Here is a 22,214-nt window from a genome sequence, read left to right as displayed (position 1 = left end):
TGATTTACATCAAGTCTTGGGCCGTCTATCCCGGCTCAACAGGAACAAGATTTTCCCCGCTCATCGATTCTATCTGTAAACGCCCGATTGAAACGGGGGATCCGAACTATGCTCTAAGCTCCTGTCAGGGGGAGTTTTTGCGATGCCTGAAACCCGGCCATATCAACATCACTATCTGAAAGCCGCGTGCTCCAATTGCAGCGTTCTGGAGTTGTGTCTGCCGATTGGCCTGACCAGCAACGAAGTCGAACGACTGGATACCCTGATCATTCAGCGTGTAAAGGTTAAAAAAGGTGCAGCCCTGTACCGGGCCGGCGATCCGTTGCGCTCGCTCTACGCGGTGCGGATCGGTTCATTCAAGACCAGCATGCTGTCGGTCGACGGCCGCGAGCAGGTCACCGGGTTTCAGATCCCCGGCGAGATGCTCGGTCTGGACGCTATCAGCGATGATCATCACACCTGCAGTGCCTTTGCCCTGGAGGACAGCGAAGTCTGCCCCTTCAACTTCGCCCAACTGGAGAAACTCGCCCTGGAGCTGCCCTCGTTGCAGCACAACATGAACAAGATCCTGAGCCGGGAAATCGTCCGTGAGCACAACCTGCTGATGATGATGGGCAACATGAACTCCGATGAACGCCTGGCCGCCTTCCTCCTGAACCTGTCGCAACGGTTGAGCATTCGGGGTTACTCGTCCAGAGACTTTGTACTGAAAATGCGTCGCGAAGAGATCGGCTCCTATCTGGGCCTGCGCCTGGAAACCATCTGTCGGGGCATCGCTCATCTACGGGACTCGGAACTGGTCGAGATTTCCGGGCGTAACGTCAAAGTGCTGAATCTGGACGGGCTCAAGCAACTGGTCGCCGGCTGCCACCGGGAATCCCCCCTGTAACGCCTTGCGGTGCATCGGCTTTTGGAGAATCGTCATGCGCGCCATGGTTCTGCATGCCCCCGGCCAGCCGCTGCAACGGGAAGAACGTCCCGTGCCGCAGCCCGGCGCGCAGCAACTGTTGATCAAGGTGTTGGCCTGTGGCGTGTGCCGCACCGACCTGCATTTAGTGGACGGTGAACTGCCGCAAGCAGTGCTGCCGCGGGTGCCGGGCCATGAAATCGTCGGTGAAGTGACAGCGGTGGGTGGCGACGTTTCGCCCGACTGGGTCGGCAAGCGCGTCGGCGTTCCCTGGCTTGGCTGGACGTGCGGTGAGTGCACGTTTTGCTGCTCGGGCCGTGAAAACCTCTGCGACCGGGCACAGTTCACCGGCTGTCATCGGGATGGCGGTTATGCCGACTACACGGTTGCCGATGCCCACTTCTGTTTCCCCCTCCCGGACGCGCTCTCGACCACCGAAGCCGCACCGCTGCTGTGTGCCGGGCTGATCGGTTTTCGCGCCCTGCAAATGGCCAAAGGTGCACGCCACCTGGGCCTCTATGGCTTCGGCGCGGCAGCGCATCTGGCGATTCAGGTGGCGCGGGGCCGAGGACAGCAGGTGTACGCCTTCACTCGACCGGGCGACAGCGAGGGCCAGGCTTATGCCAGGACGCTGGGCGCCGTGTGGGCAGGCCCTTCGGATCAGCCGCCACCGCACCCGCTCGACGCCAGCCTGATCTTCGCCCCTGTCGGTGCACTGGTGCCACTGGCGCTGGAAGCCACAGTCAAGGGCGGTTGTGTGGTTTGCGCAGGCATCCACATGAGCGACATCCCCAGCTTCCCCTATCGACTGTTGTGGGGCGAACGCAGCGTCCGCTCGGTGGCGAACCTGACCCGCGAAGACGGCACCGCGTTTTTTGCCGAACTGCGCCATACGCCCGTGCACAGCGACGTCACCTGTTTTGCCCTGGACGATGCCAATCAGGCGCTGGCAAGCCTGCGGGCCGGTCAGGTCAAAGGGGCGATCGTGCTCGTCCCCTGACGCTCGCCCCTGCCGTTCGGTGTTTTTTCCGGCACCGTCCACCAACAACGCTAGGCTTACGGATGACGTGGCGATGCCTCGTCATTCTGCAGGGAGCGCAAAAAATGGAATTAATTGACCGTTGGCAGCCTCTCTCTCTCAGGACAGCCTGTATCAGGGAGGAATGCCGCCATGCAGATTTCTAATCATTACAAATGGTCTGCCTTGGCAGCCATTGCACTGACCCTCTTCAGCGTACTGATATTTTTGCTGATCAAATCCTACTCGTACGACACATCGACCTACTTCGAGTCGCGCGACTTCGTGCGTCAACTCAAGCAATACGATGCCAATTGGAACGTGAAGCTCCTGCGAGCAAAAATCGGCATGAACAACAACCTGTTGCTGGTGGCGCCGCCTGAAGCGGAAGAGCGCTGGCAACAGCTCGATAGCCTCAACGCTGTCGGCCCGCTCCCGACCCTTTGGCAAACCCGACGTCAGGGTTATCTGGAAGCGGTAGAAAACAAAGCCCGGTTGGTTGAGCAATTCAAACAGCACAACACGGCCTTGCGAACAGCATTCGAGGCCCTGCCTACGCTGGAAGATGCCATTCGGGTGTTGCAGGAAGATTCCAACGACAAACTCTCGTCGGTGGATGCTCGGGCGGCGTCAGTGGTGTTCGACCTTACCTTGGACACCCTTGAGTACGCCCTCTATGTCAGCAGCGAACGGGCTGAGGAAATCTCCGGGCATCTGGAATACCTGAATGAGTACATCAATCAACTGCCGCCTGAACGGCGCCCGACTTTCACTGCACTTGTAGACGCTGTGAATGCCATTGTGCGAGAGCAGCCCATCGTCAATGACCTGGTTGATCGCATCAGTGTCATTCCGGTCGCACAGCAACTGGACAGCATCAACGAGTTATTGAACGAGACACAACGGCGCACAGCCGCGACAGATCGCCAATACCACCTCTACCTGGGGATCTGCGCTGGCATCATGGCGCTGCTGTTGTTGTACCTGGCGGCCCGTCTGATTCGCAGTTATGCGCTGATCAACAAGATGAACAACCAATTGCAGACAGCGAACGAGCGGCTGGAGCAACGCGTCGAGGAACGCACCCATGAACTGTTGGAAGCCGAGCGCGAACTGATCGACGCCGCGCGGATGGCCGGTATGGCAGAGATCGCGACCAACGTGCTGCACAACGTCGGTAATGTGTTGAATAGCGTTAACGTCTCCGCGGAATTGATCACCCGCAAATTGTCGACCAGCAAAACCCTCGGCCTGGGCAAAGCGGTAAAAATGATCAATGAACATGCCGAAGACCTGGGGCAGTTCATGACGCACGATGAAAAAGGCAAACTGCTGCCCCTTTACTTCAATCAACTGGTCGATTCCATCGCGACCGAGCAATCGAGCATCGTTGACGAGCTGGCGCAACTCACCAAGAGCATCGATCACATCAAGGATATTGTTGCCACCCAACAGGCCTATGCCGGCGCCGCCCGGCTGGTCGAGCCGTTGAATGTCGTCGATCTGTTCGAAGATGCGTTACGCATGAATTCCGGCGCCTTGAGCCGGCACCATGTCACCGTCATCAAAGACTACCAGGCCACACCGACCATCATCGGCGACAAACACCGACTGTTGTTGATCCTGATCAACCTGATCAGCAATGCCAAATATGCGATGTCCAGGGTCAGCGATCATCAGCGCCGTATGACGCTGGGCGTCAGGATTATCGATAACGCAACGCTGCGCTTCAGCGTAGAGGATCAGGGCGAAGGGATCGCCGCCGAGAACATGGCCCGCATCTTCAATCACGGCTTTACCACGCGCAAGGAAGGTCATGGTTTTGGCCTGCACAGTTGCGCACTCGCGGCGGTGGAAATGAACGGGCACCTTCGCGTCCATAGCGATGGACCCGGCCAGGGAGCGATTTTTACCCTGGAAATTCCGCTGGAGATGGCGCAAGTAATGCCAGCCGCCGTAAGCCTGTAGCAGCTGCCGAGCAGCGGCTGCGTTCGCTGGTAGCAGCTGTCGAGCCTGCGAGGCTGCGTTCGGCGGCGAAGCCGTCGTCAAACCAGAGCTTGCGGTGCATCAGGCAGACCGCGTCAGTCGGACTCACGACTGCTGCGCAGCCGAACGCAGCCTCGCGCTGCTCGGCAGCTGCTACAAGGTAGCCCTCACCCCACCAACGCAATCAATTGCTGGCGCTGTGCATCCGTGAGCATCGGGCCGAAACCTGCACCGGCGTTTTCCGCCATGTAGCGCGGGTTGCCGGTGCCGGGGATGACGCAGGTCACCGCCGGATGAGCCAGCAGGAACTTGAGCGCCAGTTGCGCCCAGCTGTTGATCCCCACTTGCGCAGCCCATCCCGGTAGCGGTTTGCCTTTCAATCGAGCGATCAGGCCGCCGCCACCGAAGGGCCGATTGCAGATCACCGCCACACCGCGCTCACGACACAGCGGCAGGATTCGCTTTTCGACAGCGCGGTCGTCCAGGGCATAGTTGATCTGCAAAAAATCCATCGGCTCACCCTTCAACACCGCCTCCACTTCGTCGTAGGCCGACGCCGTGTAATGGCTGATGCCGATGTAGCGGATGCGCCCTTCTGCCTTCCATTGACGCAAGGTCGGCAAATGGGTTTTCCAGTCCAGCAGGTTGTGGATCTGCATCAGGTCGATCCGGTCGGTCTGCAACAGTTTGAACGACTGCTCCATCTGCGCGATGCCTTCTTCGCGGCCACGGGTCCAGACCTTGGTGGCCAGGAAGGCCGGCGAGCGAGGGCGATGGATCGACAGCAGCTCACCGGTGGTCTGCTCGGCGCGACCGTACATGGGCGAACTGTCGATCACCTTTCCACCCTTCTCGAACAACGCGCTGAGCACCGCCTGCAGTTGCTTGTAAGCAGCGTCGGCAGGCGTGACATCAAAACCGCGATAAGTACCCAGGCCGACGATGGGCAACGGCTCGTTGCTGGAAGGAATGGCTCGGGTCAGCATGTTCTTGCCTCCGTGTGGCGAGGGGGCTTGCCCCCGTTCGGCTGCGCAGCAGTCGTAAAACCATTGCATGTGGTGTACCGCGATTGCAGGTTTTGGGGCCGCTTCGCGACCCAACGGGGGCGAGCCCCCTCGCCACAGGTGCTCGCACCCACACGGGCATTGGGCGGCGCTTCTGCACAGCTGAAATTGCTGGACTACACTCTGGCGACGCTCCAGCAATAGCTGTCTCAGGCCCGAAGCAGTCCATGCCGTCCACTAAACTTAGCCGAATGTCGCGAACCCTGGTGTCTCTCTTCGCTTTCATTGCCGTTGCATACCTGCTGCTCTGCGTCGCGCTGTTCGTGTTTCAACGGGCCCTCATCTACTACCCGCAACCTCGCGCCATCGACACACCCGAATCGCTTCTTACCTTGTCAGTCGCCGACGCGCAGGTGCTGGTGACCGTCAGGCCGCACGACGGGCCGAAGGCGTTGATCTACTTTGGTGGCAATGCCGAGGACGTTTCCCGCAGCCTGCCCGGGTTTTCGCAAGCGTTTGCGGATCATGCGATCTACTTGCTGCATTACCGAGGCTACGGTGGCAGTACCGGGTCGCCGTCCGAGGAGGCGATTCAGCGTGACGCCATGGCCTTGTTCGACTATGTCTACAACAGCCATCCTGATATTGCAGTGATCGGACGCAGCCTGGGTTCAGGCGTTGCCGTGCGCCTGGCCAGCCAGCGCCCGGCGTCGCGGCTGATCCTGATCACGCCCTACAACAGCCTTGAAGACCTCGCCGCCCGCCAGTTTCCCTGGTTCCCGGTGAAATGGCTGTTGCAGGACAAGTTCGAATCCTGGAAATACGCCGCTCACATCACCGTCCCGACGCTGTTGGTTGCGGCCGAGCACGACGAAGTCATACCGCGCGCAAGCACAGACCGGCTCTACACCCATTTCGCCAAAGGCGTGGCCTCGCTGCAGGTCATACCGGACACGGGCCACAACTCGATCTCCGAGAGCCCCAACTACCTGAAAATGCTAGGCGCCGCGTTGTGAGCACCCTCATACCAGCACGCCTTTAAGCAGGCGGTCAGAAAAACGAAGTAATTACTTAACGTTTTTTTTACAATCCAACTGGCAGGGTATACGGCTGCCATTTCTGCGGCTCATGATGTGCACTGCACAGAACTTTACCAATACAATGGAGCAAGGCATGGAGCCAATGGTGGCAAAAAGCCCAAAAAATATACTGATCAGCGAGTACTTACAGGGGATTGTGATGCAAAAGCGCCCTTTGCGCAGAATCGGAATCAGTCACTCACAGGCGCAGGCCTCATGACGGTTCTGGTTACTGGCGCCGCCGGTTTTATTGGGTATCACACCGTCAAGCGTTTGTGTCAAGAAGGCCTTGAAGTCGTCGGTATCGACAATCTCAACGACTATTACAGCGTAGAACTCAAACACGCACGGCTCAAAGAGCTTGAATCCTTGCCGGGCTTTCGTTTCCAGGCCTTGGACATCGTCGACAAACCGGCCTTGATGGCCTTGTTCAAAGACCATGCTTTCACCGAGGTTGTGCATCTGGCCGCCCAGGCGGGTGTTCGCTATTCACTGGACAACCCGGATGTCTATGCGCAGTCCAATCTGGTGGGCTTTCTGAATGTGCTGGAAGCTTGCCGGCACCATCGCCCCGCGCATTTGATCTATGCCTCGAGCAGCTCGGTGTACGGCACCAACAGCAAAATGCCGTTCTGTGTCGAAGACGCTGTCGATCACCCCATTTCGCTGTACGCCGCCAGCAAACGCGCCAATGAACTGCTGGCGCACAGCTATTGCCACCTTTATGGCCTGAAGGCCAGCGGCCTGCGCTTTTTCACCGTTTACGGACCTTGGGGGCGCCCCGACATGGCGCTGTTCAAGTTTACCGAGGCGATCCTGAAAGGCTTGCCGATCGACATCTATAACCATGGCCAGATGTCGCGCGATTTCACCTATGTCGACGACATCGTTGAAAGCGTCGCCCGCCTGCGCTCCAAGCCACCGGTGCCGAACGAGCCGGGCGCTGGTGTAAACCGGATTTTCAACATCGGCCGTGGCCAACCCGTGCCACTGCTGGAGTTTGTCGACTGCCTGGAATCGGCGCTGGGCATCAAGGCCCAACGCAATTTCATGCCGCTACAGGCAGGCGATGTGATCAAGACCTGGGCCGACATTTCGGCGCTGGCCGAGTGGGTCGATTTCCGCCCTCAAGTGGCGGTTGAAACTGGCGTAGCGGAATTTGTGAAGTGGTATCGCCACTTCTATCAGATATAAAACGTTAGCCCTTGATAAAAATAGACCAGGGAGCAAGGGAGAGGACTCTATGAGCCAAGACATTTTTGTATCTGTATTGATTCCAGCAAAGAATGAAGCAAACAACCTCAAGCCGTTACTTGAGGAAGTCCACGCCGCATTGAACGGTGAGGCCTACGAAATCATTGTGGTGGACGATGGCAGCACCGACTCCACCCTGCATGAGCTGCGGCAGCTGAAAAACAATGGCCTGGACGCGTTGCGCATCCTGCGCCATGAGCGCTCGCTGGGGCAAAGCACCTCCCTCTACCACGCGGCAATCGCCGCCCGGGGGCAATGGCTGGCCACGCTTGATGGCGACGGTCAAAACGACCCCGCGGACATCCCCGGGATGTTGGCGCTGGTGCGCGGTGAAAAGGGTCTGGTCGACGTTCAGCTGGTAGCCGGGCACCGGGTCAACCGCCGCGATACCGCAAGCAAACGCTGGGCTTCGCGTTTTGCCAACGGGCTGCGTCGCCGCCTGCTAAATGACGATACCCCGGACACCGGCTGCGGGCTGAAGCTGATCGAACGCGCGGCGTTTCTGCGCCTGCCGTACTTCGACCACATGCATCGGTACATTCCCGCGCTGATCCAGCGTCACAACGGCCGAATGATCGTCCACCCGGTCAACCACCGGCCCCGCACCGCGGGTGTGTCCAAATACGGCAACATCGACCGCGCCCTGGTGGGTATTCTTGACCTGTTCGGTGTGTGGTGGCTGATCAAGCGCACGCGGTTGAACACCAACGCGCAGGAGATCGAAGGATGAACCTCTCCCGCGAAACCCTGTGGCTGGTGGTCGGCTTCGCTGGCCAGATCGCCTTTACCGGTCGCTTCATCCTGCAGTGGCTGTATAGCGAGTACAAAAAACGCAGCGTGATCCCGGTGAGTTTCTGGTACCTGAGCATTGTCGGCAGCGCCCTGCTGCTCGCTTATGCCATTTACCGGGCAGACCCGGTGTTCATCGCTGGCCAGGCCTTTGGTTCCATCGTCTATCTGCGCAATTTGCAATTGATTGCCCGCACCAAACACCTGAAGGACTGAGCCATGCGTAAAACCCTGTCGCCCAGCATCGAATGCCTGGGCCTGGTGCTGCTTGCCTTGCTGTTGATCGGCGCTGGCCTGGGGCTGCGTCAACCGCAAAACGTCGACGAGGAACGTTTCCTCGGCGTAGCGCTGGAGATGCTGCACAACGGGTCATGGTTCATCCCTCACCGCGCTGCGGAGATCTACGGCGATAAACCGCCGGTCTTCATGTGGATGGTGGCGTTCTTCGCGTGGCTCACCGGCCTGCCCGCCCTCGCCCTGTATATTCCGGGGATGTTGTCGGCGGCGACGGTCACGGCCGTGGTCTACGACCTGGGCCGCCGGCTGTGGAATCAGCGCATCGGTCGAATAGCCGCGCTGTTGTACCTGGCCACCTATCAGACTTATAGCATCCTGCGTACCGGCCAGATCGACAGCCTGTTGATTCTGTTCACCTCCCTGGGCCTGTACGGACTGGCGCGGCACCTGCTGCTCGGGCCAGCCTGGCGCTGGTTTTACGTGGGCTGCGCCGCCATGGGCATTGGCATAATCACCAAAGGGGTCGGCTTCGTCCCGGCCTTGATGCTGATTCCGTATGCCTACGCGGTGCGCAAAAACTGGTCCGGCGTGGTGGCCATGCCCGGCCAGAAGCGCAAATGGTTCCTGGGCTTTCTGGTGGCGCTCGGGGCTATCGCGATCTGGCTGCTGCCTCTGGCACTGTCCATTGTGCTCAATGGCACCGCGGAAGAAGTCGCCTATGCGCGAGAAATCCTGCTGCGCCAGACAGCGGGACGCTATGCCGCCGCGTGGGACCATCGCGAACCGTTCTGGTACTTCTTCGTCAACGTGATCCCGCAATACTGGCTGCCGCTGGTGCTGGCCCTGCCGTGGCTGGTTCCGGCCTGGCGCAAGCAACTGCGCAAGCACGACGGTCGAGTGCTGGTGCTGTTGAGCTGGGTCGTGCTGGTGGTGCTGTTTTTCTGCCTGAGCACCGGCAAGCGCAAGTTGTACATCTATCCGGCATTGCCCGGTCTGGTGCTGGTGGCGGCGCCGCTGATTCCCTGGCTGCTCAAGCGCTGGTTCGGAAAACGTCCGCGCGGTATGCGGGTATTCCAGGCGCTGGTGGTGAGCTGGTTCGTTCTGTGGTTCGCCCGCGGGTTCATCGAGCCGATCAAGGAAGGTCCCAACCCCCACGAAGCGATCATGGCGCAGGCGGCGACCATGACCCACGGTGCCGAGCTGGTGCTGGTCGACTGGCGCGAGGGCCACTGGTTATTCGCCCGGCAGCCGATCGTGCATTTCGGGATGAGCAGTTCCTCGGTCGAACAAGCGGCGCAATGGCTACGCGAACACCGTGATGCCTACGCCCTGGTCCCGGACGAAGTGCTGAGCAAGTGTTTCAATCCCGAGGCAGCTCATGAGCTCGGCGAAACGTCTCGCGCGCAATGGTCGATCGTCGGCGCCGATGCCGATAACGGCCAATGCCAGCCCGGACAACCCAAAAAGGTCTATCGCTTCAGCTGGGACAAGGACAAGTCATGAGCAAGAGAGGGAAGCTGGGGATATTGTTCATTGTTGTATTGCTTGGCGCCTACGTGGTTTCTGCACATTTCATGGTTCACCAGCAGCTGTATGCGTACTGGAAAACTCTTTGGCATGGTAATCAGGCGCCCGATAAAAATATCTGGCTGCCGGACTATAAAGCCGTGATCCAGGCCAAGCCTGTCGCGGACATCACCAATCTGTCCGGCATCGCCTATGACCCGGACCATGATCGGCTGCTGGGCATCACCAATGGTGGGCCCATGCAGATTGTGGCCATGAACCGCAACGGCGATCTGCTTGAACGTTACCCGCTGATCGGCTTCCAGGACACCGAAGGCCTTGCTTACCTGGGTAACGGACGCGTAGTGATCGCCGATGAACAGTTGCAGCGACTGTACGTCATCACCTTGCCGGACAGCCCTGGCCCGATCCATGTCGAGAACGCCCCGTTCGTTGCCATCGAGATCAACCTGAGCGAACACAACAAGGGCTTTGAAGGCGTGACCTATGATGCGGCCAATGACCGTATCTTCGCGATCAAGGAACGCGATCCGCGGCAGCTGTTTACGGTCACGGGCATGCTGGCGTCCATCGGCAGCCCGTTGCAGGTGCACATCCAGGACTTGACCCACTGGATCGACCGTAGCGTCTTCGGCCTGGACCTTTCCGAGGGTTACTACGACCCGCGGACCGGTCACTTGCTGTTATTGAGCGAGCAATCCAGCAACGTGACCGAACTGGACCAGGACGGCAACTTCGTCAGCTTCCGCTCCCTGCTCGGCCTGAATGACCTGAAAAAAACCATACCGCAAGCCGAAGGCATGACCATGGACACCTCCGGCGAGCTGTACATTGTGAGCGAGCCCAACCTGTTCTATCGGTTCTCCAAGTCCAAAGCTGCTGTGGCGGAAAATCAGCAGAAGCAATAATGGGTTTTGCACCGGATGGGCCGGCCCCGACCATCTATCGGACTAGTTTCCAATCTCTGCGCCATTGAGGACATTCCGGGTCTTTAATGGTTGCAGGATTCCAAGCCAGCCCCCCATCCCGACCAGAAATACGACGTCCAAGCGGGGCTGACACCTCGCACCCCACTGCGCACGCATCGGGAGACTCGTCATGAAAATCGTCGTGATTGGCGGTACCGGGCTGATCGGCAGGCAGCTCTGCAAAAACCTGCAAGACCTGGGGCATGAAACCCTGGCCGCGTCACCGAGCACCGGCGTCAACGCCCTCACCGGCGAGGGCTTGCAAAACGCCTTGCAAGGCGCCGATGTGGTGGTCGACGTGGCCAACTCGCCCTCCTTCGAAGATGCTGCCGTGCTCGAGTTCTTCGAAACCTCCGGGCGCAACCTGCTCGCCGCCGAGAAGGCCGCCGGGGTCAAACACCATGTCGCGCTTTCGGTGGTAGGCACCGAGCGCATGCTCGACAGCGGCTATTTCCGGGCAAAAATGGCCCAGGAACAACTCATCAAGAACTCAGGCATTCCTTACACAATCCTGCGGGCCACGCAGTTCTTCGAATTCATCGGGGCCATTTCCCACTCGGGCTTACAGGAAGGCGACACCGTGCGCTTGACCTCCGCCGCGTTGCAGCCGATTGCCGCAACCGATGTCGCGATGGCGCTGGCGAAAGTCGCGGTGCAAGCGCCGAGCAATAACACCCTGGAAGTGGCCGGGCCTGAGCGCTGGCCGCTGGTGGAGTTCGTGCGCTTGTTTTTGCAACATACCAACGACCCGCGCCAGGCCCAACCGGACGACACGGTCCCCTACTTCGGCGCGCCGATCGATGACCACTCGCTGACGCCGGGAGAGCACCCCATCGTCGGGCCGACGCGCTTCGAAACCTGGCTCAAGCGCAATAGTTGAGGGACCGTCGAGGGCCTAGGGGGCGTTCTCCATTAGTTTCCCCGCCGCGTTGTCGCCTTAAAGCGAGCCAGGCAAGGCGCAGGCTGCTGGGAATGGTTGTTCCCTTTCCAAGGCCTGCAACGCAGGCTGGCCCGCTTTAAGGCACAACCCGAAGGGCCGGGAAACTAATGGAGAACGCCCCCTAGACCAACCGCTCGATCTTCTGATGCTGCCAGACCATTTTGTAGTACAGCGTCTGCAGCATCAGCATGCCCAGATACGCCACCGGAAACGCCATCCACACCCCTGGCAGCCCGAAGCGCGTATCCAGCAGATACGCCACCGGCAACTGCACCCCGACCACGCACACAATCGACACCGCTACCGGCACCAACACCGTACCGCTGGCGCGCATGATGCCGCCGACAATCGCCTGAAAACCAAATACCAACAGGCTCCAGAGCATGATGTGCAACAAGTGCTCGGCCATTGCCCGGGTGGAATCATCCGTAAGAAACAACCCCAGCAACCAGTGCGACAGCAGATAACCCAACAGCACCAGGCCGCCGGTCAGGCACACGTTGATCAACAACCCGGTGCGCAAAATCTCCCCCATGCGCTCAAGGCGCCCTGCCCCGATCGCCTGCGCGCCGAGGATCGATGCCGTGATCGCAATCGACAGCGCCGGGAACTGCACGTAATTGACGATCTGCGTCACCGCCCCGTACGCCGCCGTCGCCTGGGACCCGTGCTGGTTCACCAGCGCCAGAATCACCAGCTCCGACAACGACAGCACCACCATCTGCAACCCGGTCGGCAGCCCGATGCGCAACACCTTGCCGAGGATGACCCTGTCGAGCCGCATCGCCGCAAACATCTCCCGATCCGGCGCCAACGGATGCCCCTTGCGAATCAACCGCCACGCCAGCCACCCCATCGCCGACAGGTTACCCACCAACCCCGCCCACGCCGCACTCTGAATCCCCATCGGCGGCAGCCCCAACCAACCGAGAATCAACGCCGGCGTCAGCGCCAGCCCGACACACGTCGACACCACCAGCGCCAACAACGGCGACAGCGTATCGCTCACCCCGCGCAGCAACTGGGTGAACAACACAAACACCAACAGCGACGGCAAAATCCACATCATCACATGGGCATACGCCACCGCATCGTCCAGCACATCCCCCGGCGTGCCCAACCCCTGCAACGCCGGCCGGGCAAACACACTGCCCAACACCGCCGCCACCAACCCGATCATCGCCCCCAACAGCAACGTCGAACCGGCGATGGCCTTCACCAGATGCGGCTCACGGGCGCCCCAGGCCTGACCGATCAACACCCCAGCACCGGCGCCGAGGCCAATGACCAGGGCGATGAAGAAGAACACCACGGGGAACATGCCGGACACCGCCGCTAACGCCTGGGTGCCGAGCAATTGACCGATGTAGATGCTGTTGACGGTGCCAGACATGGACTGGAGGAAGTTGGAAAGGACCATGGGGGCGAGGAATAGGAGGTAGGTTTGCCAGAGGGGGTGTTGGGGTTTGGCTGGGGTTTGCATTGAGGGTCCGTCTCGGGTGGGGGCTGGCGTTTTGGAAATTCTACGCTAGGGGACTGGAATAACGCGGTCCTGTTTTGTGGATTTGGATGTGTAATGGCTGCTTCCGGGCTAGGCCGAAAGCTAACGATCGACGGATGAGTGCGTGGTCGTTAAGCTTCTATTTTTCACGGAAGGTCGAGTGAGTGACGAAGGTTTACCAGGGAAGCTGCCTTTGTGCAGCGGTGAGTTACGAGATGCTTGTTCCGCCAAAAGCGGTGAATCATTGCCATTGCGGCCAGTGTCGGAAAAGCCACGGGGCGGCATTCGCTACTTACGGCAGTGTTCTACGCAGTGAGTTTCGGATCTTGAGCGGCGCATCTGATATCAAGTCCTACCCTTCGTCCGAATCTGTGCTTCGCCAGTTCTGTGCGCACTGTGGCTCGACATTGTTCTGGTCAAGAATTCAAGGCGAGTACGCCCATTGGATTTCTGTAGCTCTGGGCACGCTGGACACTCCCTTCATACCGCAGAAACAGAAACATATTCATGTTGCCTCCAAGGCACCATGGTATGAACTTCACGAATCGTATCCGCCGTGCGAATGAGCGCTAAGCAGATACGCAACGCTGCATGCTCCGGACTCCAACTTTCAACCAAACTGATCACGCCAGCTTTACATACAAGTCCTACACCAACCTCGGAAATCGCCCCTACCCCCTACTGGCGCGAAGAACCTATAGTCACCCCGCCGCCCACGAAGCGACCAGGTTTGGCGACCTGCAGATCGGATCAGTCCCTTTAAATCTGATTCGGAGTTTCACCTATGGATAGATACATGCCCCTCACCGGAATCGACCTGATCCCGGCCTCCCTGCTCATCGACACCCAAGCCCCACTCGACGTCCTGCAAGCCATGGCCGACTACCGCATCCGCGCGGTCACGCAGGTGCTGGAAAACATCGCCTTCCGCGCCGAGATCGGTTGCGACACGGTGGTGCTGTCGGATTTTGCCAAACTGCTGGCCATACCGTTGCGCGATGGTTGTGATTTGATGGATGTGATCGGCAGACGCTTGCGGGCGCAGGCCGCGGAATAAATGGAAACGGGCGCCTCGTCAGGCACCCGTTTTGTTTTTTTCGAACCCGGCCAACACGCAGAGGTCGAAACCAGTGATGGCATCGCTACTGATCACAGGCCTCTGGCCTGCTTCATTCAAGGGCGACGCCAGTAGCTCACACACTTTAGGGTGCGCCGGATAATTTCAGCAGGCCCGGATTCTGCCGAGGGCAGGTGCTGACTGCTGCTCACATCCAATGCTCCCGTATCGGAGTACTAACATGACTCAGTCAATGCGGTTCTTCCTATCGATCGTCCTTGCGACAGCCTCACTGGCATCGGCAAGTTTCCTGAACACTGCTGGTGCGGCAACCGCCGAGGATCTGAATGTCGACTCTCGGCAAGCGTTGCAAACGCTCTACAAGGCCAGACCAGTTGCCGAAAAAATCTCACACGACGCTAAAGCGATTCTTGTCTTCCCGAAAATCATCAAGGCGGGCCTGGTGTTTGGCGGCAGCTATGGCGAAGGCGAATTGTTGATGGGTAAGAAAGTCGAGGACTATTACAACTCCGTAACCGGGTCCTGGGGGTTGCAGGCAGGCGCCCAGTCATATGGCTATGTGGTGTTCCTGATGACCGATAAAGCCGTGAACTATTTACGTGAAACCAAGGGTTGGGAAATTGGCGTAGGCCCCACTGTTGTTGTGGTTGATGAAGGGGTGGCGAAGAATCTGTCCAGCTCCACGCTGAAGGACGATGCTTACGCGTTCATTTTCGACCAGCAGGGATTAATGGCTGGGGTCAGCATCGAAGGAACCAAGATTTCCCGGATCAAGCGCTGAAACCGGTCGTTTGGCGCTTGCGGGCGCAAGCGGTGAAGTGAAATGAAAGCGGGCAGCCGAGTGGCGCCCGCTTTTTTATGTCCGCGATTCGTAATGCATCAGGCCCCCTGAAGCGTTACTGCATGCTTTCGATCAAGACTTTCACCAAAACCACGGATCATCTCCAGCAACGACTTCACCCGCAGCGGCAGATTGCCGGCCGGGTACACCGCGTGCATCTGCGGGCTCTCACCGCTGCTGGAGGTGAGTTTGTACTCGGGACAGACCCGCAGCAGGCGCCCCGCTTGCACTTCGGGCTCTGCCAGCCAGTCCGCCAGGCGGGCAATGCCGAGGCCCGCCAGGGCTGCCTGGAACACCGCCGAACCGGAGTTGAAGCGAAACTTGGGATGAGCCCGAACGCTGATGGCCTGCGCCTCACTGCGAAAATTCCACTCCTTGAGAATCCGCGGCGCCGTGTGCAGGATCAGCGAGTGCGCCTCCAGCGCCTCGATGGAGTCGGGTATCCCGTGCCGCTCCAGATACTCGGGGCTGGCGTACAGATAACGTGAATAACTCCAGAGTGGAAAGCCGATCAGGTCACTGGATTGCGGATACCCGCCGCGAATCGAGAAGTCCAGTTTGCTCTTGGCCGGGTCGATGGTTTCATCGGTGAAAATCCCATCGACGTTCACGTCCGGATAACGCTCGGCGTACTGCGCGATCAGCCGGGGCAATACCTCGTGCCCGAGAAACTCGGGGGCGGAAAAGCGGACCCAGCCGTAGGCCTGGCCACTGATGCCGGCCAGGTCTTCATCCGCCTCACGTTGCAGATCCAGCATTTTGTAAGCGTGAGGCAACAAGCGCTCACCCGCCTCGGTCAAGCTCACGGCATTGGAGGAGCGATTGAACAACTTGACTCCGACACTTTCCTCCAGGGCCTGAACGGCGCGGGTCAGCGCACTGGGGGAGCGCCCCAGAGCACGTGCCGCCGCGACGAAGCTGCGCTTGCGAGCCACCGTCGCGAAGGCTTCAAGTTCCCCCAACATATCCAATGCCATGCGCCACCTCGTTGCACTTTTCACAACGTGGTATTGCAACACAAAAAAAGCGCTTTGGTTAACCTTCCGTTCAACCCCGGACTCTCACCCACCTTTCACCGTCAGAGCCTGATTCCATGATCGATATTGTCATCCTTTGCGTATTCGCCTTCTCTGCCGGCCTGATCGATGCGGCGGTGGGCGGCGGTGGACTGATCCAGATACCCGCGCTGTTCAACGTGCTACCCACGGCACAACCAGCGGCGCTGCTGGGGACCAACAAGGTTGCGGCAGCCTGCGGCACTGCATTCGCCGCCCGATCCTTCGTGCGCAAGGTGGTGATCAACTGGAGTCTGGTGATCCCCGCCGCCAGTGCGGCGTTTGTCATGTCCTTCTTCGGAGCGGCCACGGTGTCGTTCGTGCCCCAGTCGGTGATCCGGCCAGCGGTGCTGGTGTTGATCGTGCTGATGGCGATCTACACCTTCTGGAAAAAGGACTTCGGCGCCCTGCACAAGCCCATGCACATCGGCACCAAGGAAAAACTGCTGGCGATCGTCATCGGCGGCGCCATCGGTTTCTACGACGGACTGTTCGGGCCCGGCACTGGCAGCTTCCTGATCTTCCTGTTTATCCGCTGCTTCGCCTTCGACTTCCTGCATGCCTCGGCGTCGGCCAAGCTGGTGAACATCGCCACCAACGTAGCAGCGCTGATGTTCTTCATTCCGACGGGGAACGTGCTCTACCTGATCGCCATCCCCATGGCTGCATTCAACATCCTCGGCGCACTGACCGGCACCTGGCTGGCGGTACATAAAGGCGCGCCCTTTGTCCGGGCGCTGTTCCTGGTGTTGCTGCTGATCCTGATCGGCAAACTGTCTTATGACCTGTTCGTGTAGGCGCGCTTTCTGCCGCTACACTCAAGCGGAGCAAGGCATTTCACATAGGCATTACGCCATTTCCATCGTCTATTGAGAGTGAGTCGTTCATGAACCGTCGATTGCTCACCGCTTTCATCGCGATTTCTCTTTCATGGACCAGTGCACAGGCCGGCTACTGGAAGGATTCAAACGGCAATCCAATCCCGGACTCTGAATCAAGACGAACCATCGGGGAGTTTGGTGGCTCGCTATTCATCACTTCCGATCCCGATTGGGAGAAAAAGTGGAATACACCGGCCGAAACCACTCCAGTATTTACCGAAGCCAAAATAGTCACCCGAGGTGAAAGGATCTTCGCGCTTACGTTTTTTGCAAACCCGAAGCTCAATGCCAATCACGAAGCCAACATCACGTGCGATTTGAAAGCCACAAGGCCGAACGGTACAGAATCGATCAATCAGCGAGATGCCGTTTGTTTTCAAGGGCGTCTTAAAGGGGATCCGAACAACATGTATCTCGCCGCCCCCGTGATCGGTTTCATCGGTGAGCCTGACGATCCCGTAGGCGTCTGGACGCTGGAAATCACCCTCAAAGACAACTTGCGCAAGGTAGTCATGCCGCTCAAAGCAACATTCACGCTGAAGTAAGTGGTTCTTTACACCGCTGACCGCCGTTGTCAGCCTGGCTGTCGCGGCATAGAGCATCACTCCCAGCACCGCCAGATTGGCTGGGGTTGTCCACCACGTTTCAACCATTGTTGACGTCGATAGTCACCATCACGTCAATGAAGTTCTCATAAAAAATCCCCGGCGTAACATCCGCTCCATACCCAACCAATAACACCCCGGAGCACACCATCATGAAACGCCAAACCCTTCTCAGCATCGCTTTCTCGGTTTTTGCAGTAAACGCTTTCGCCGCTTCCCCTGCTCACCCGGTCGTCGCTGAAGGCGGCTCGGATCGCCTGATTGAAAGCCGCGTCGCTGAAGGTGGTTCGGATCGTCTGATCGAGAATCGCGTCGCTGAAGGCGGCTCGGATCGTCTGATCGAAAACCGCGTCGCTGAAGGTGGTTCGGATCGTCTGATCGAGAATCGCGTCGCTGAAGGCGGCTCGGATCGTTTGATCGAAAACCGCGTCGCTGAAGGTGGTTCGGATCGCCTGATTGAAAGCCGTGTGGCTGAAGGTGGCTCGGATCGTCTGATCGAAAACCGCGTCGCTGAAGGTGGTTCGGATCGTCTGATCGAAAACCGCGTCGCTGAAGGTGGTTCGGATCGTCTGATCGAAAACCGTGCAGCATGAATGAGTGGCTTTACCGCAACACTCGACCAAAGAACCCGGCCTCATCAGCCGGGTTTTTTCATGCTTTTTTTAGTACCCGACTACATCGATGCTCGCCCGAAGCAGTATAGATGCGGGTTTCAGCGAATTAGCGCCCGCGCTGAATCATCAACAACGACCGTCCGTAACCCCGCCCCGACGCCCTCTCACCCTTCGCTATTCTTAACCACACACACCGCGGGCACGGCTTGCGGCACCAAAACCAGGAGTAAGGATCCGGGTAAGGAGTGCACCACTTCAAACTGAGTATCAAATAATGAAAATGCTACTGATGGTCGAGTTTCCCCATGAGCCTTTCAACGCGTTTGTCAGGTCGGGGAAGGTCGGCGAAATCATGAACCGTATCCTGGACACCATTAAGCCCGAGGCGACTTATTTCACTGAGCAAGATGGCATGCGAAATGGGATTTTTTTGATCGATATCGTGGATCCCTCCGAAATACCCGGATATGCGGAACCCTTCTTCCTCAACTTCCAGGCCAACTGCAAATTCCGTGTGGTCATGAACCCGCAGGACCTGCAAAACGCCGGTCTGGAGGAACTCGGAAAAGCGTGGGCGTGAGGTTCGATCAATGAGCCGGGTGATGGCATCTGGATGTGCCTCACCCCGGTCGATGTCCTAAGCCGTAATGCGATCTGTAGCAGCTGCCGAGCTCGCGAGGCTGCGTTCGGCTGCACAGCAGTCGTAAGATCAGAACTTGCGGTGCATCAGGCAGACCGCGTCAGTCGGATTCACGACTGCTTCGCAGCCGAACGCAGCCTCGCGAGCTCGGCAGCTGCTACAAGGAATGCGCCGCAGCTGAAATGACTGAAGGCGCACTGCACTTACTGAACGGTTTTCAGCTTGACCACATCACCGGAGATTTTGGTGGTGTAGCCGGTCAGGACCCAAGCCCAGAACCAGTTTTCCTGCACTTGGGTGTTGATCATGGCATCGCCGCCCTTGGCTTTGATGGCCGCGTCCTGAGCGCGGATGAAGCGGTTGTTCTGCTGGATCGGGATGACGCCGAACAGCAGCAGGCCAGTGGCGGTCGCTTCACTGTGGCCGACAACGGTGTACTGGCTGCTGTCGTATTGCTGGGTCTTCATCGGGGTGCCGGTGCAACCCGCCAGAACCAGGCCAAACAGGGCTACGGCAACCGCTTTGCTGAGGTAATTCACTGTGTCACTCCATTAGAAATACCCGGGATCCATCTCTCGGGCGGCGCATACTCTAACGGATGAAGTGGCCCATTGATATCACTCAACACTGAAAAAAGCGGATCGATGAGGCACCGATCATTGCGGCTGAAACGTCTGCAGATAGGCCAACAGGTTTTCGATCTTTTCCGGATCGCTGAGGCCCCAGAAAATCATGCGGGTGCCGGGGACCACTGTTTTTGGCGCTTCGATGTAGGCGGTGAGAGTTTCGCGGGTCCAGACGACGCCTGATGATTTCATCGCGTCTGAGTACTGGTAGTCCGCCGTGCTGCCCGCAGGGCGCCCGAAAATCGCATTGAGTTGCGGACCAAAAAAACCTCGCGCTGAACTCCCTACCTGATGGCAGCCGCCGCAGATTCGCTTGAACAGTTTCTCGCCCGCCTCAGCATCGCCAGCCGCTACTGCTTGCGTACTGAACAACCCCATGTTGAGCATCAAGGCCAAGGCGAGTACGACGGCGTTTTTCATGTTCGGCTCCAAATCAGGCGTTGCTGACAGCAAAAGCGGGCGGCTATTTCATCATGACTGGCGCCCACATCGAAGCCTTGAAGCTAATCTATAACTCTCTTTGCTCCATTAACGCCGCTGCAGGAGAGCCAGAATGAAATCCATCGTACTGGCGCTGGCTCCCCGTGATGATAATTAGAGTGCAAACGATGTCCGTCATACCTGTTGAAAGTCCTCTAGTAATGTTGGTTCCGGCTCACCCCGCCGACCTGGACAATCTTGTGGCCATTCGAATTGAGGCCATGCGCGAAAGTCTTGAACGGATTGGGCGATTTGATCCGATACGTGCACGTGAGCGTTTTATCAACGGTTTTGATTGTCGCAACACGCGTCACATTGAGCTGGCCGGTGAGCGAGTCGGTTTTATTGTGGTCAAGCCTCAGCTGAACGAACTGCTACTTGACCACTTGTACGTGCGACCGAATGCCCAGGGAACAGGTGTAGGCTCTGCTGTCCTCGAACAGATTTTCAAAGAAGCGGATGCCGCCGCGCTCTCTGTCAGAGTGGGCGCGCTCAAAGAGAGCGCTTCGAATCGGTTTTACATCCGTCATGGCTTCCAATTCGTCGAAAGCGGCGAGTTCGACAATTACTATGTTCGTCCGAGCGCTGCACCTTGACGCAGTTTTTTACACCGCCTCGATCAGGAGCGAATGTTTCCGCGAGGCCAAAGGCACGGTTGCACCGGTCGAGGGGAAGAAGGCCTGGTTGCCCAACCGCCCCTCTGATCAAGCCCGCTCCCACATTTTTTGAGCTGCATGGTCCCGGCTACTTGGACTCGACATACACCCCTTGTGGGAGCGCGCCTGCTCGCGATGAGGCCATCGCGCTGGTTGGCGTCGATGCCGCAACAGCAACAGTGTCCGCCTGAACCACCTCGGGCTTTGCCTCCGCGCCCTCCCCGTTCAGCGCCTTGTTCATCTTTACCGTGTCCAGCGCGCCGACCCATTTGGCAATGGCCATGGTGCCGACGCCGTTGCCAATGGTGTTGGTAATCGCGCGTGCTTCCGACATGAATCGGTCCACCCCCAGCAACAGCACCATGCCCGCCACCGGAATGGTGCCGAGGGACGACAACGTCGCCGCCAGGATGATGAACCCCGAACCGGTCACCCCCGCCGAGCCTTTGGAGGTGAACATCAGCACCGCCAGCACGATCAACTGGTCCATGAGGGTCAGCGGCGTGTTGGTTGCCTGGGCAATGAAGATCGCGGCGATGGTGTAGTAGATCGCCTGGCCGTCCGGGTTGAAGGTCAAGCCCGAGGGAATGATCATCCCGGCGACGGGTTTGGAAACGCCGGCCTTTTCCATCTTGGAAATCATCTGCGGCAGCACCGATTCCGAAGAGCTGGTGCCCAGTACGGTGAACAGTTCTTCCTTGATGAACTTCAAAAATTTCCACAGGCTGAAACCGCTGTAGCGGCAGATCGGCCCGAGCACGAAGATCACGAACACCGCGCAGGTCAGGTACACGCACGCCATCAACTTGCCGAGGGAGAACAGCGAACCGAAGCCGTACTTGCCGATGGTAAAGGCAATCGCCCCGAAGGCACCGACGGGGGCCAGACGCATGACCATGTTGACGATACGAAACATCCCTTGCATCAGGCTATCCAGCGTGTCGACGAACACTTTTGCGCGCGGCCCGACATGCGCCAGGGCAACGCCCAGCAGAATGGAGAACAGCAAGATTTGCAGGACGTTGCCTTTGGCGAAGGCATCCACGATGGTGTCGGGGATGATGTTCATCACAAAGTCCATGAACGACGCATGCTTCACCGCCGTGGTGTAGGTCGCCAAGCTGGACGTATCCAGCGAGGCGACATCGATGTTCATGCCCGCGCCGGGTTTGAACACATCGACCACGACCAGGCCGACCACCAGCGCCAGTGTGGAGACCACTTCGAAATAGAGCAGCGCCCGGAAGCCGACACGCCCCAACTCTTTCATGTTCTCCATGCGTGCAATGCCCGTCACCACCGTGAGGAAAATCACCGGGGCAAGCAGCATTTTGATCAGCTTGATGAACGCGTCACCCAAGGGTTTGAGCGCAGCTCCAGTCTCGGGAATGAACACCCCGACAATGGCACCGAGGATGACCGCGATGAGCACTTGTACGTAGAGTTTGCCAAATATTCTTTTCATGACAGGGCCCTGATTTTTTATTGTTGTCAGGAAATGCCAAAGGGTCAGATTCAGCGATCTGCC

Annotated in this window: 24 protein-coding genes; 18 read left to right on the top strand and 6 right to left on the bottom strand. The window is 58.5% G+C overall.

Annotated features, from left to right (window positions below; translation table 11 throughout):
- Positions 1 to 142: 142 nt before the first annotated feature.
- The 3 genes from FFH90_RS10875 (at position 143) to FFH90_RS10865 (ending at position 3,893) form a co-directional block, all read left to right on the top strand.
- On the top strand, positions 143 to 889 hold the full coding sequence (locus tag FFH90_RS10875; RefSeq protein ID WP_111453726.1) for a cyclic nucleotide-binding domain-containing protein: 747 nt from the start codon (positions 143 to 145) through the stop codon (positions 887 to 889).
- 34 nt (positions 890 to 923) lie between these two features.
- On the top strand, positions 924 to 1,907 hold the full coding sequence (locus FFH90_RS10870) for a zinc-dependent alcohol dehydrogenase family protein (RefSeq protein WP_138867148.1): 984 nt from the start codon (positions 924 to 926) through the stop codon (positions 1,905 to 1,907).
- A 171-nt stretch (positions 1,908 to 2,078) separates the two neighbouring features.
- Positions 2,079 to 3,893: a DAHL domain-containing protein gene (locus FFH90_RS10865; RefSeq protein WP_064616905.1), complete on the top strand. Its 1,815-nt coding sequence runs from the start codon at positions 2,079 to 2,081 to the stop codon at positions 3,891 to 3,893.
- A gap of 185 nt (positions 3,894 to 4,078) precedes the next feature.
- Here FFH90_RS10865 and FFH90_RS10860 read toward each other — a convergent pair whose 3' ends face one another.
- A complete protein-coding gene (locus FFH90_RS10860; RefSeq protein ID WP_018928215.1) occupies positions 4,079 to 4,897 on the bottom strand; it encodes an aldo/keto reductase in 819 nt (272 codons plus the stop codon).
- A gap of 245 nt (positions 4,898 to 5,142) precedes the next feature.
- On the opposite strand from FFH90_RS10860, the gene FFH90_RS10855 reads away from it, so the two are divergent.
- The 7 genes from FFH90_RS10855 (at position 5,143) to FFH90_RS10825 (ending at position 11,649) form a co-directional block, all read left to right on the top strand.
- Positions 5,143 to 5,931: an alpha/beta hydrolase gene (locus FFH90_RS10855; RefSeq protein ID WP_138867147.1), complete on the top strand. Its 789-nt coding sequence runs from the start codon at positions 5,143 to 5,145 to the stop codon at positions 5,929 to 5,931.
- A gap of 279 nt (positions 5,932 to 6,210) precedes the next feature.
- Complete coding sequence (locus FFH90_RS10850; RefSeq protein WP_138867146.1) at positions 6,211 to 7,188, top strand: NAD-dependent epimerase; 978 nt, start codon at positions 6,211 to 6,213, stop codon at positions 7,186 to 7,188.
- Positions 7,189 to 7,237: 49 nt separating this feature from the next.
- On the top strand, positions 7,238 to 7,978 hold the full coding sequence (locus FFH90_RS10845; protein ID WP_018928219.1) for a glycosyltransferase family 2 protein: 741 nt from the start codon (positions 7,238 to 7,240) through the stop codon (positions 7,976 to 7,978).
- On the top strand, positions 7,975 to 8,253 hold the full coding sequence (locus FFH90_RS10840) for a lipid-A-disaccharide synthase N-terminal domain-containing protein (protein WP_018928220.1): 279 nt from the start codon (positions 7,975 to 7,977) through the stop codon (positions 8,251 to 8,253). The genes FFH90_RS10845 and FFH90_RS10840 overlap by 4 nt, the downstream gene beginning before the upstream one ends.
- 3 nt (positions 8,254 to 8,256) lie before the next feature.
- A complete protein-coding gene (locus FFH90_RS10835) occupies positions 8,257 to 9,777 on the top strand; it encodes a glycosyltransferase family 39 protein (protein ID WP_064616901.1) in 1,521 nt (506 codons plus the stop codon).
- Positions 9,774 to 10,709, top strand: coding sequence for an SdiA-regulated domain-containing protein (locus FFH90_RS10830; RefSeq protein WP_111453722.1), 936 nt, complete (start codon positions 9,774 to 9,776; stop codon positions 10,707 to 10,709). Before FFH90_RS10835 ends, FFH90_RS10830 begins: the two co-directional genes overlap by 4 nt.
- 190 nt (positions 10,710 to 10,899) lie before the next feature.
- Entirely contained in the window at positions 10,900 to 11,649 is a 750-nt protein-coding gene (locus FFH90_RS10825; RefSeq protein ID WP_138867145.1) for an SDR family oxidoreductase, read from the top strand.
- Between the two features lie 181 nt (positions 11,650 to 11,830).
- Here FFH90_RS10825 and FFH90_RS10820 read toward each other — a convergent pair whose 3' ends face one another.
- Positions 11,831 to 13,192 (bottom strand): MATE family efflux transporter, encoded by a 1,362-nt coding sequence (locus FFH90_RS10820; protein ID WP_138867144.1) that lies wholly within the window; start codon positions 13,190 to 13,192, stop codon positions 11,831 to 11,833.
- Between the two features lie 182 nt (positions 13,193 to 13,374).
- On the opposite strand from FFH90_RS10820, the gene FFH90_RS10815 reads away from it, so the two are divergent.
- The 3 genes from FFH90_RS10815 (at position 13,375) to FFH90_RS10805 (ending at position 15,069) form a co-directional block, all read left to right on the top strand.
- A complete protein-coding gene (locus tag FFH90_RS10815; protein ID WP_111453719.1) occupies positions 13,375 to 13,776 on the top strand; it encodes a GFA family protein in 402 nt (133 codons plus the stop codon).
- A gap of 218 nt (positions 13,777 to 13,994) precedes the next feature.
- Positions 13,995 to 14,267: a hypothetical protein gene (locus FFH90_RS10810; RefSeq protein WP_026331910.1), complete on the top strand. Its 273-nt coding sequence runs from the start codon at positions 13,995 to 13,997 to the stop codon at positions 14,265 to 14,267.
- A 241-nt stretch (positions 14,268 to 14,508) separates the two neighbouring features.
- Positions 14,509 to 15,069, top strand: coding sequence for a YSC84-related protein (locus FFH90_RS10805; RefSeq protein ID WP_086945340.1), 561 nt, complete (start codon positions 14,509 to 14,511; stop codon positions 15,067 to 15,069).
- A gap of 98 nt (positions 15,070 to 15,167) precedes the next feature.
- On the opposite strand, the gene FFH90_RS10800 is transcribed toward FFH90_RS10805, so the two are convergent.
- On the bottom strand, positions 15,168 to 16,106 hold the full coding sequence (locus FFH90_RS10800; RefSeq protein WP_138867143.1) for a LysR family transcriptional regulator: 939 nt from the start codon (positions 16,104 to 16,106) through the stop codon (positions 15,168 to 15,170).
- A gap of 116 nt (positions 16,107 to 16,222) precedes the next feature.
- Between FFH90_RS10800 and FFH90_RS10795 the strand changes: the two genes are divergently transcribed.
- From FFH90_RS10795 to FFH90_RS10780, 4 genes are all read left to right on the top strand, one after another.
- Positions 16,223 to 16,981 carry a TSUP family transporter gene (locus FFH90_RS10795; protein WP_018928231.1) on the top strand — a complete coding sequence of 253 codons (759 nt, stop codon included), beginning with the start codon at positions 16,223 to 16,225 and terminating at the stop codon, positions 16,979 to 16,981.
- An 89-nt stretch (positions 16,982 to 17,070) separates the two neighbouring features.
- Complete coding sequence (locus FFH90_RS10790; protein WP_178114247.1) at positions 17,071 to 17,610, top strand: hypothetical protein; 540 nt, start codon at positions 17,071 to 17,073, stop codon at positions 17,608 to 17,610.
- Between the two features lie 212 nt (positions 17,611 to 17,822).
- Positions 17,823 to 18,263, top strand: a complete 441-nt coding sequence (locus FFH90_RS10785; RefSeq protein ID WP_138867141.1) for a phage infection protein — start codon at positions 17,823 to 17,825, stop codon at positions 18,261 to 18,263.
- A 295-nt stretch (positions 18,264 to 18,558) separates the two neighbouring features.
- Positions 18,559 to 18,864, top strand: a complete 306-nt coding sequence (locus FFH90_RS10780; RefSeq protein ID WP_018928234.1) for a hypothetical protein — start codon at positions 18,559 to 18,561, stop codon at positions 18,862 to 18,864.
- A gap of 263 nt (positions 18,865 to 19,127) precedes the next feature.
- On the opposite strand, the gene FFH90_RS10775 is transcribed toward FFH90_RS10780, so the two are convergent.
- Both FFH90_RS10775 and FFH90_RS10770 read right to left on the bottom strand, forming a co-directional pair.
- Entirely contained in the window at positions 19,128 to 19,463 is a 336-nt protein-coding gene (locus FFH90_RS10775; RefSeq protein WP_018928235.1) for a hypothetical protein, read from the bottom strand.
- Positions 19,464 to 19,580: 117 nt separating this feature from the next.
- Positions 19,581 to 19,970, bottom strand: a complete 390-nt coding sequence (locus FFH90_RS10770) for a cytochrome c family protein (protein WP_138867140.1) — start codon at positions 19,968 to 19,970, stop codon at positions 19,581 to 19,583.
- Between the two features lie 188 nt (positions 19,971 to 20,158).
- Between FFH90_RS10770 and FFH90_RS10765 the strand changes: the two genes are divergently transcribed.
- Positions 20,159 to 20,626, top strand: a complete 468-nt coding sequence (locus tag FFH90_RS10765) for a GNAT family N-acetyltransferase (RefSeq protein WP_138867139.1) — start codon at positions 20,159 to 20,161, stop codon at positions 20,624 to 20,626.
- A 148-nt stretch (positions 20,627 to 20,774) separates the two neighbouring features.
- Here the strand turns inward: FFH90_RS10765 and FFH90_RS10760 are convergent, their stop codons facing one another.
- The gene (locus FFH90_RS10760; RefSeq protein ID WP_138867138.1) at positions 20,775 to 22,151 is read right to left on the bottom strand and encodes a dicarboxylate/amino acid:cation symporter; all 1,377 of its coding nucleotides are present in this window, start codon (positions 22,149 to 22,151) and stop codon (positions 20,775 to 20,777) included.
- Between the last annotated feature and the right edge of the window lie 63 nt (positions 22,152 to 22,214).

Source organism: Pseudomonas sp. ATCC 43928, from assembly GCF_005938665.2.
In the GTDB taxonomy this organism is placed as follows: Bacteria; Pseudomonadota; Gammaproteobacteria; order Pseudomonadales; family Pseudomonadaceae; genus Aquipseudomonas.
This window is presented reverse-complemented; position numbering and strand designations above follow the sequence as displayed.

Bases quoted from the DNA above. Each gene is read 5' to 3' on its own strand.
- FFH90_RS10875 (WP_111453726.1), top strand. From the start codon at position 143: ATGCCTGAAACCCGGCCATATCAACATCACTATCTGAAAGCCGCGTGC.
- FFH90_RS10870 (WP_138867148.1), top strand. From the start codon at position 924: ATGCGCGCCATGGTTCTGCATGCCCCCGGCCAGCCGCTGCAACGGGAA.
- FFH90_RS10865 (WP_064616905.1), top strand. From the start codon at position 2,079: ATGCAGATTTCTAATCATTACAAATGGTCTGCCTTGGCAGCCATTGCA.
- FFH90_RS10860 (WP_018928215.1), bottom strand. From the start codon at position 4,897: ATGCTGACCCGAGCCATTCCTTCCAGCAACGAGCCGTTGCCCATCGTC.
- FFH90_RS10855 (WP_138867147.1), top strand. From the start codon at position 5,143: ATGCCGTCCACTAAACTTAGCCGAATGTCGCGAACCCTGGTGTCTCTC.
- FFH90_RS10850 (WP_138867146.1), top strand. From the start codon at position 6,211: ATGACGGTTCTGGTTACTGGCGCCGCCGGTTTTATTGGGTATCACACC.
- FFH90_RS10845 (WP_018928219.1), top strand. From the start codon at position 7,238: ATGAGCCAAGACATTTTTGTATCTGTATTGATTCCAGCAAAGAATGAA.
- FFH90_RS10840 (WP_018928220.1), top strand. From the start codon at position 7,975: ATGAACCTCTCCCGCGAAACCCTGTGGCTGGTGGTCGGCTTCGCTGGC.
- FFH90_RS10835 (WP_064616901.1), top strand. From the start codon at position 8,257: ATGCGTAAAACCCTGTCGCCCAGCATCGAATGCCTGGGCCTGGTGCTG.
- FFH90_RS10830 (WP_111453722.1), top strand. From the start codon at position 9,774: ATGAGCAAGAGAGGGAAGCTGGGGATATTGTTCATTGTTGTATTGCTT.
- FFH90_RS10825 (WP_138867145.1), top strand. From the start codon at position 10,900: ATGAAAATCGTCGTGATTGGCGGTACCGGGCTGATCGGCAGGCAGCTC.
- FFH90_RS10820 (WP_138867144.1), bottom strand. From the start codon at position 13,192: ATGCAAACCCCAGCCAAACCCCAACACCCCCTCTGGCAAACCTACCTC.
- FFH90_RS10810 (WP_026331910.1), top strand. From the start codon at position 13,995: ATGGATAGATACATGCCCCTCACCGGAATCGACCTGATCCCGGCCTCC.
- FFH90_RS10805 (WP_086945340.1), top strand. From the start codon at position 14,509: ATGACTCAGTCAATGCGGTTCTTCCTATCGATCGTCCTTGCGACAGCC.
- FFH90_RS10800 (WP_138867143.1), bottom strand. From the start codon at position 16,106: ATGGCATTGGATATGTTGGGGGAACTTGAAGCCTTCGCGACGGTGGCT.
- FFH90_RS10795 (WP_018928231.1), top strand. From the start codon at position 16,223: ATGATCGATATTGTCATCCTTTGCGTATTCGCCTTCTCTGCCGGCCTG.
- FFH90_RS10790 (WP_178114247.1), top strand. From the start codon at position 17,071: ATGAACCGTCGATTGCTCACCGCTTTCATCGCGATTTCTCTTTCATGG.
- FFH90_RS10785 (WP_138867141.1), top strand. From the start codon at position 17,823: ATGAAACGCCAAACCCTTCTCAGCATCGCTTTCTCGGTTTTTGCAGTA.
- FFH90_RS10780 (WP_018928234.1), top strand. From the start codon at position 18,559: ATGAAAATGCTACTGATGGTCGAGTTTCCCCATGAGCCTTTCAACGCG.
- FFH90_RS10770 (WP_138867140.1), bottom strand. From the start codon at position 19,970: ATGAAAAACGCCGTCGTACTCGCCTTGGCCTTGATGCTCAACATGGGG.
- FFH90_RS10765 (WP_138867139.1), top strand. From the start codon at position 20,159: ATGTCCGTCATACCTGTTGAAAGTCCTCTAGTAATGTTGGTTCCGGCT.
- FFH90_RS10760 (WP_138867138.1), bottom strand. From the start codon at position 22,151: ATGAAAAGAATATTTGGCAAACTCTACGTACAAGTGCTCATCGCGGTC.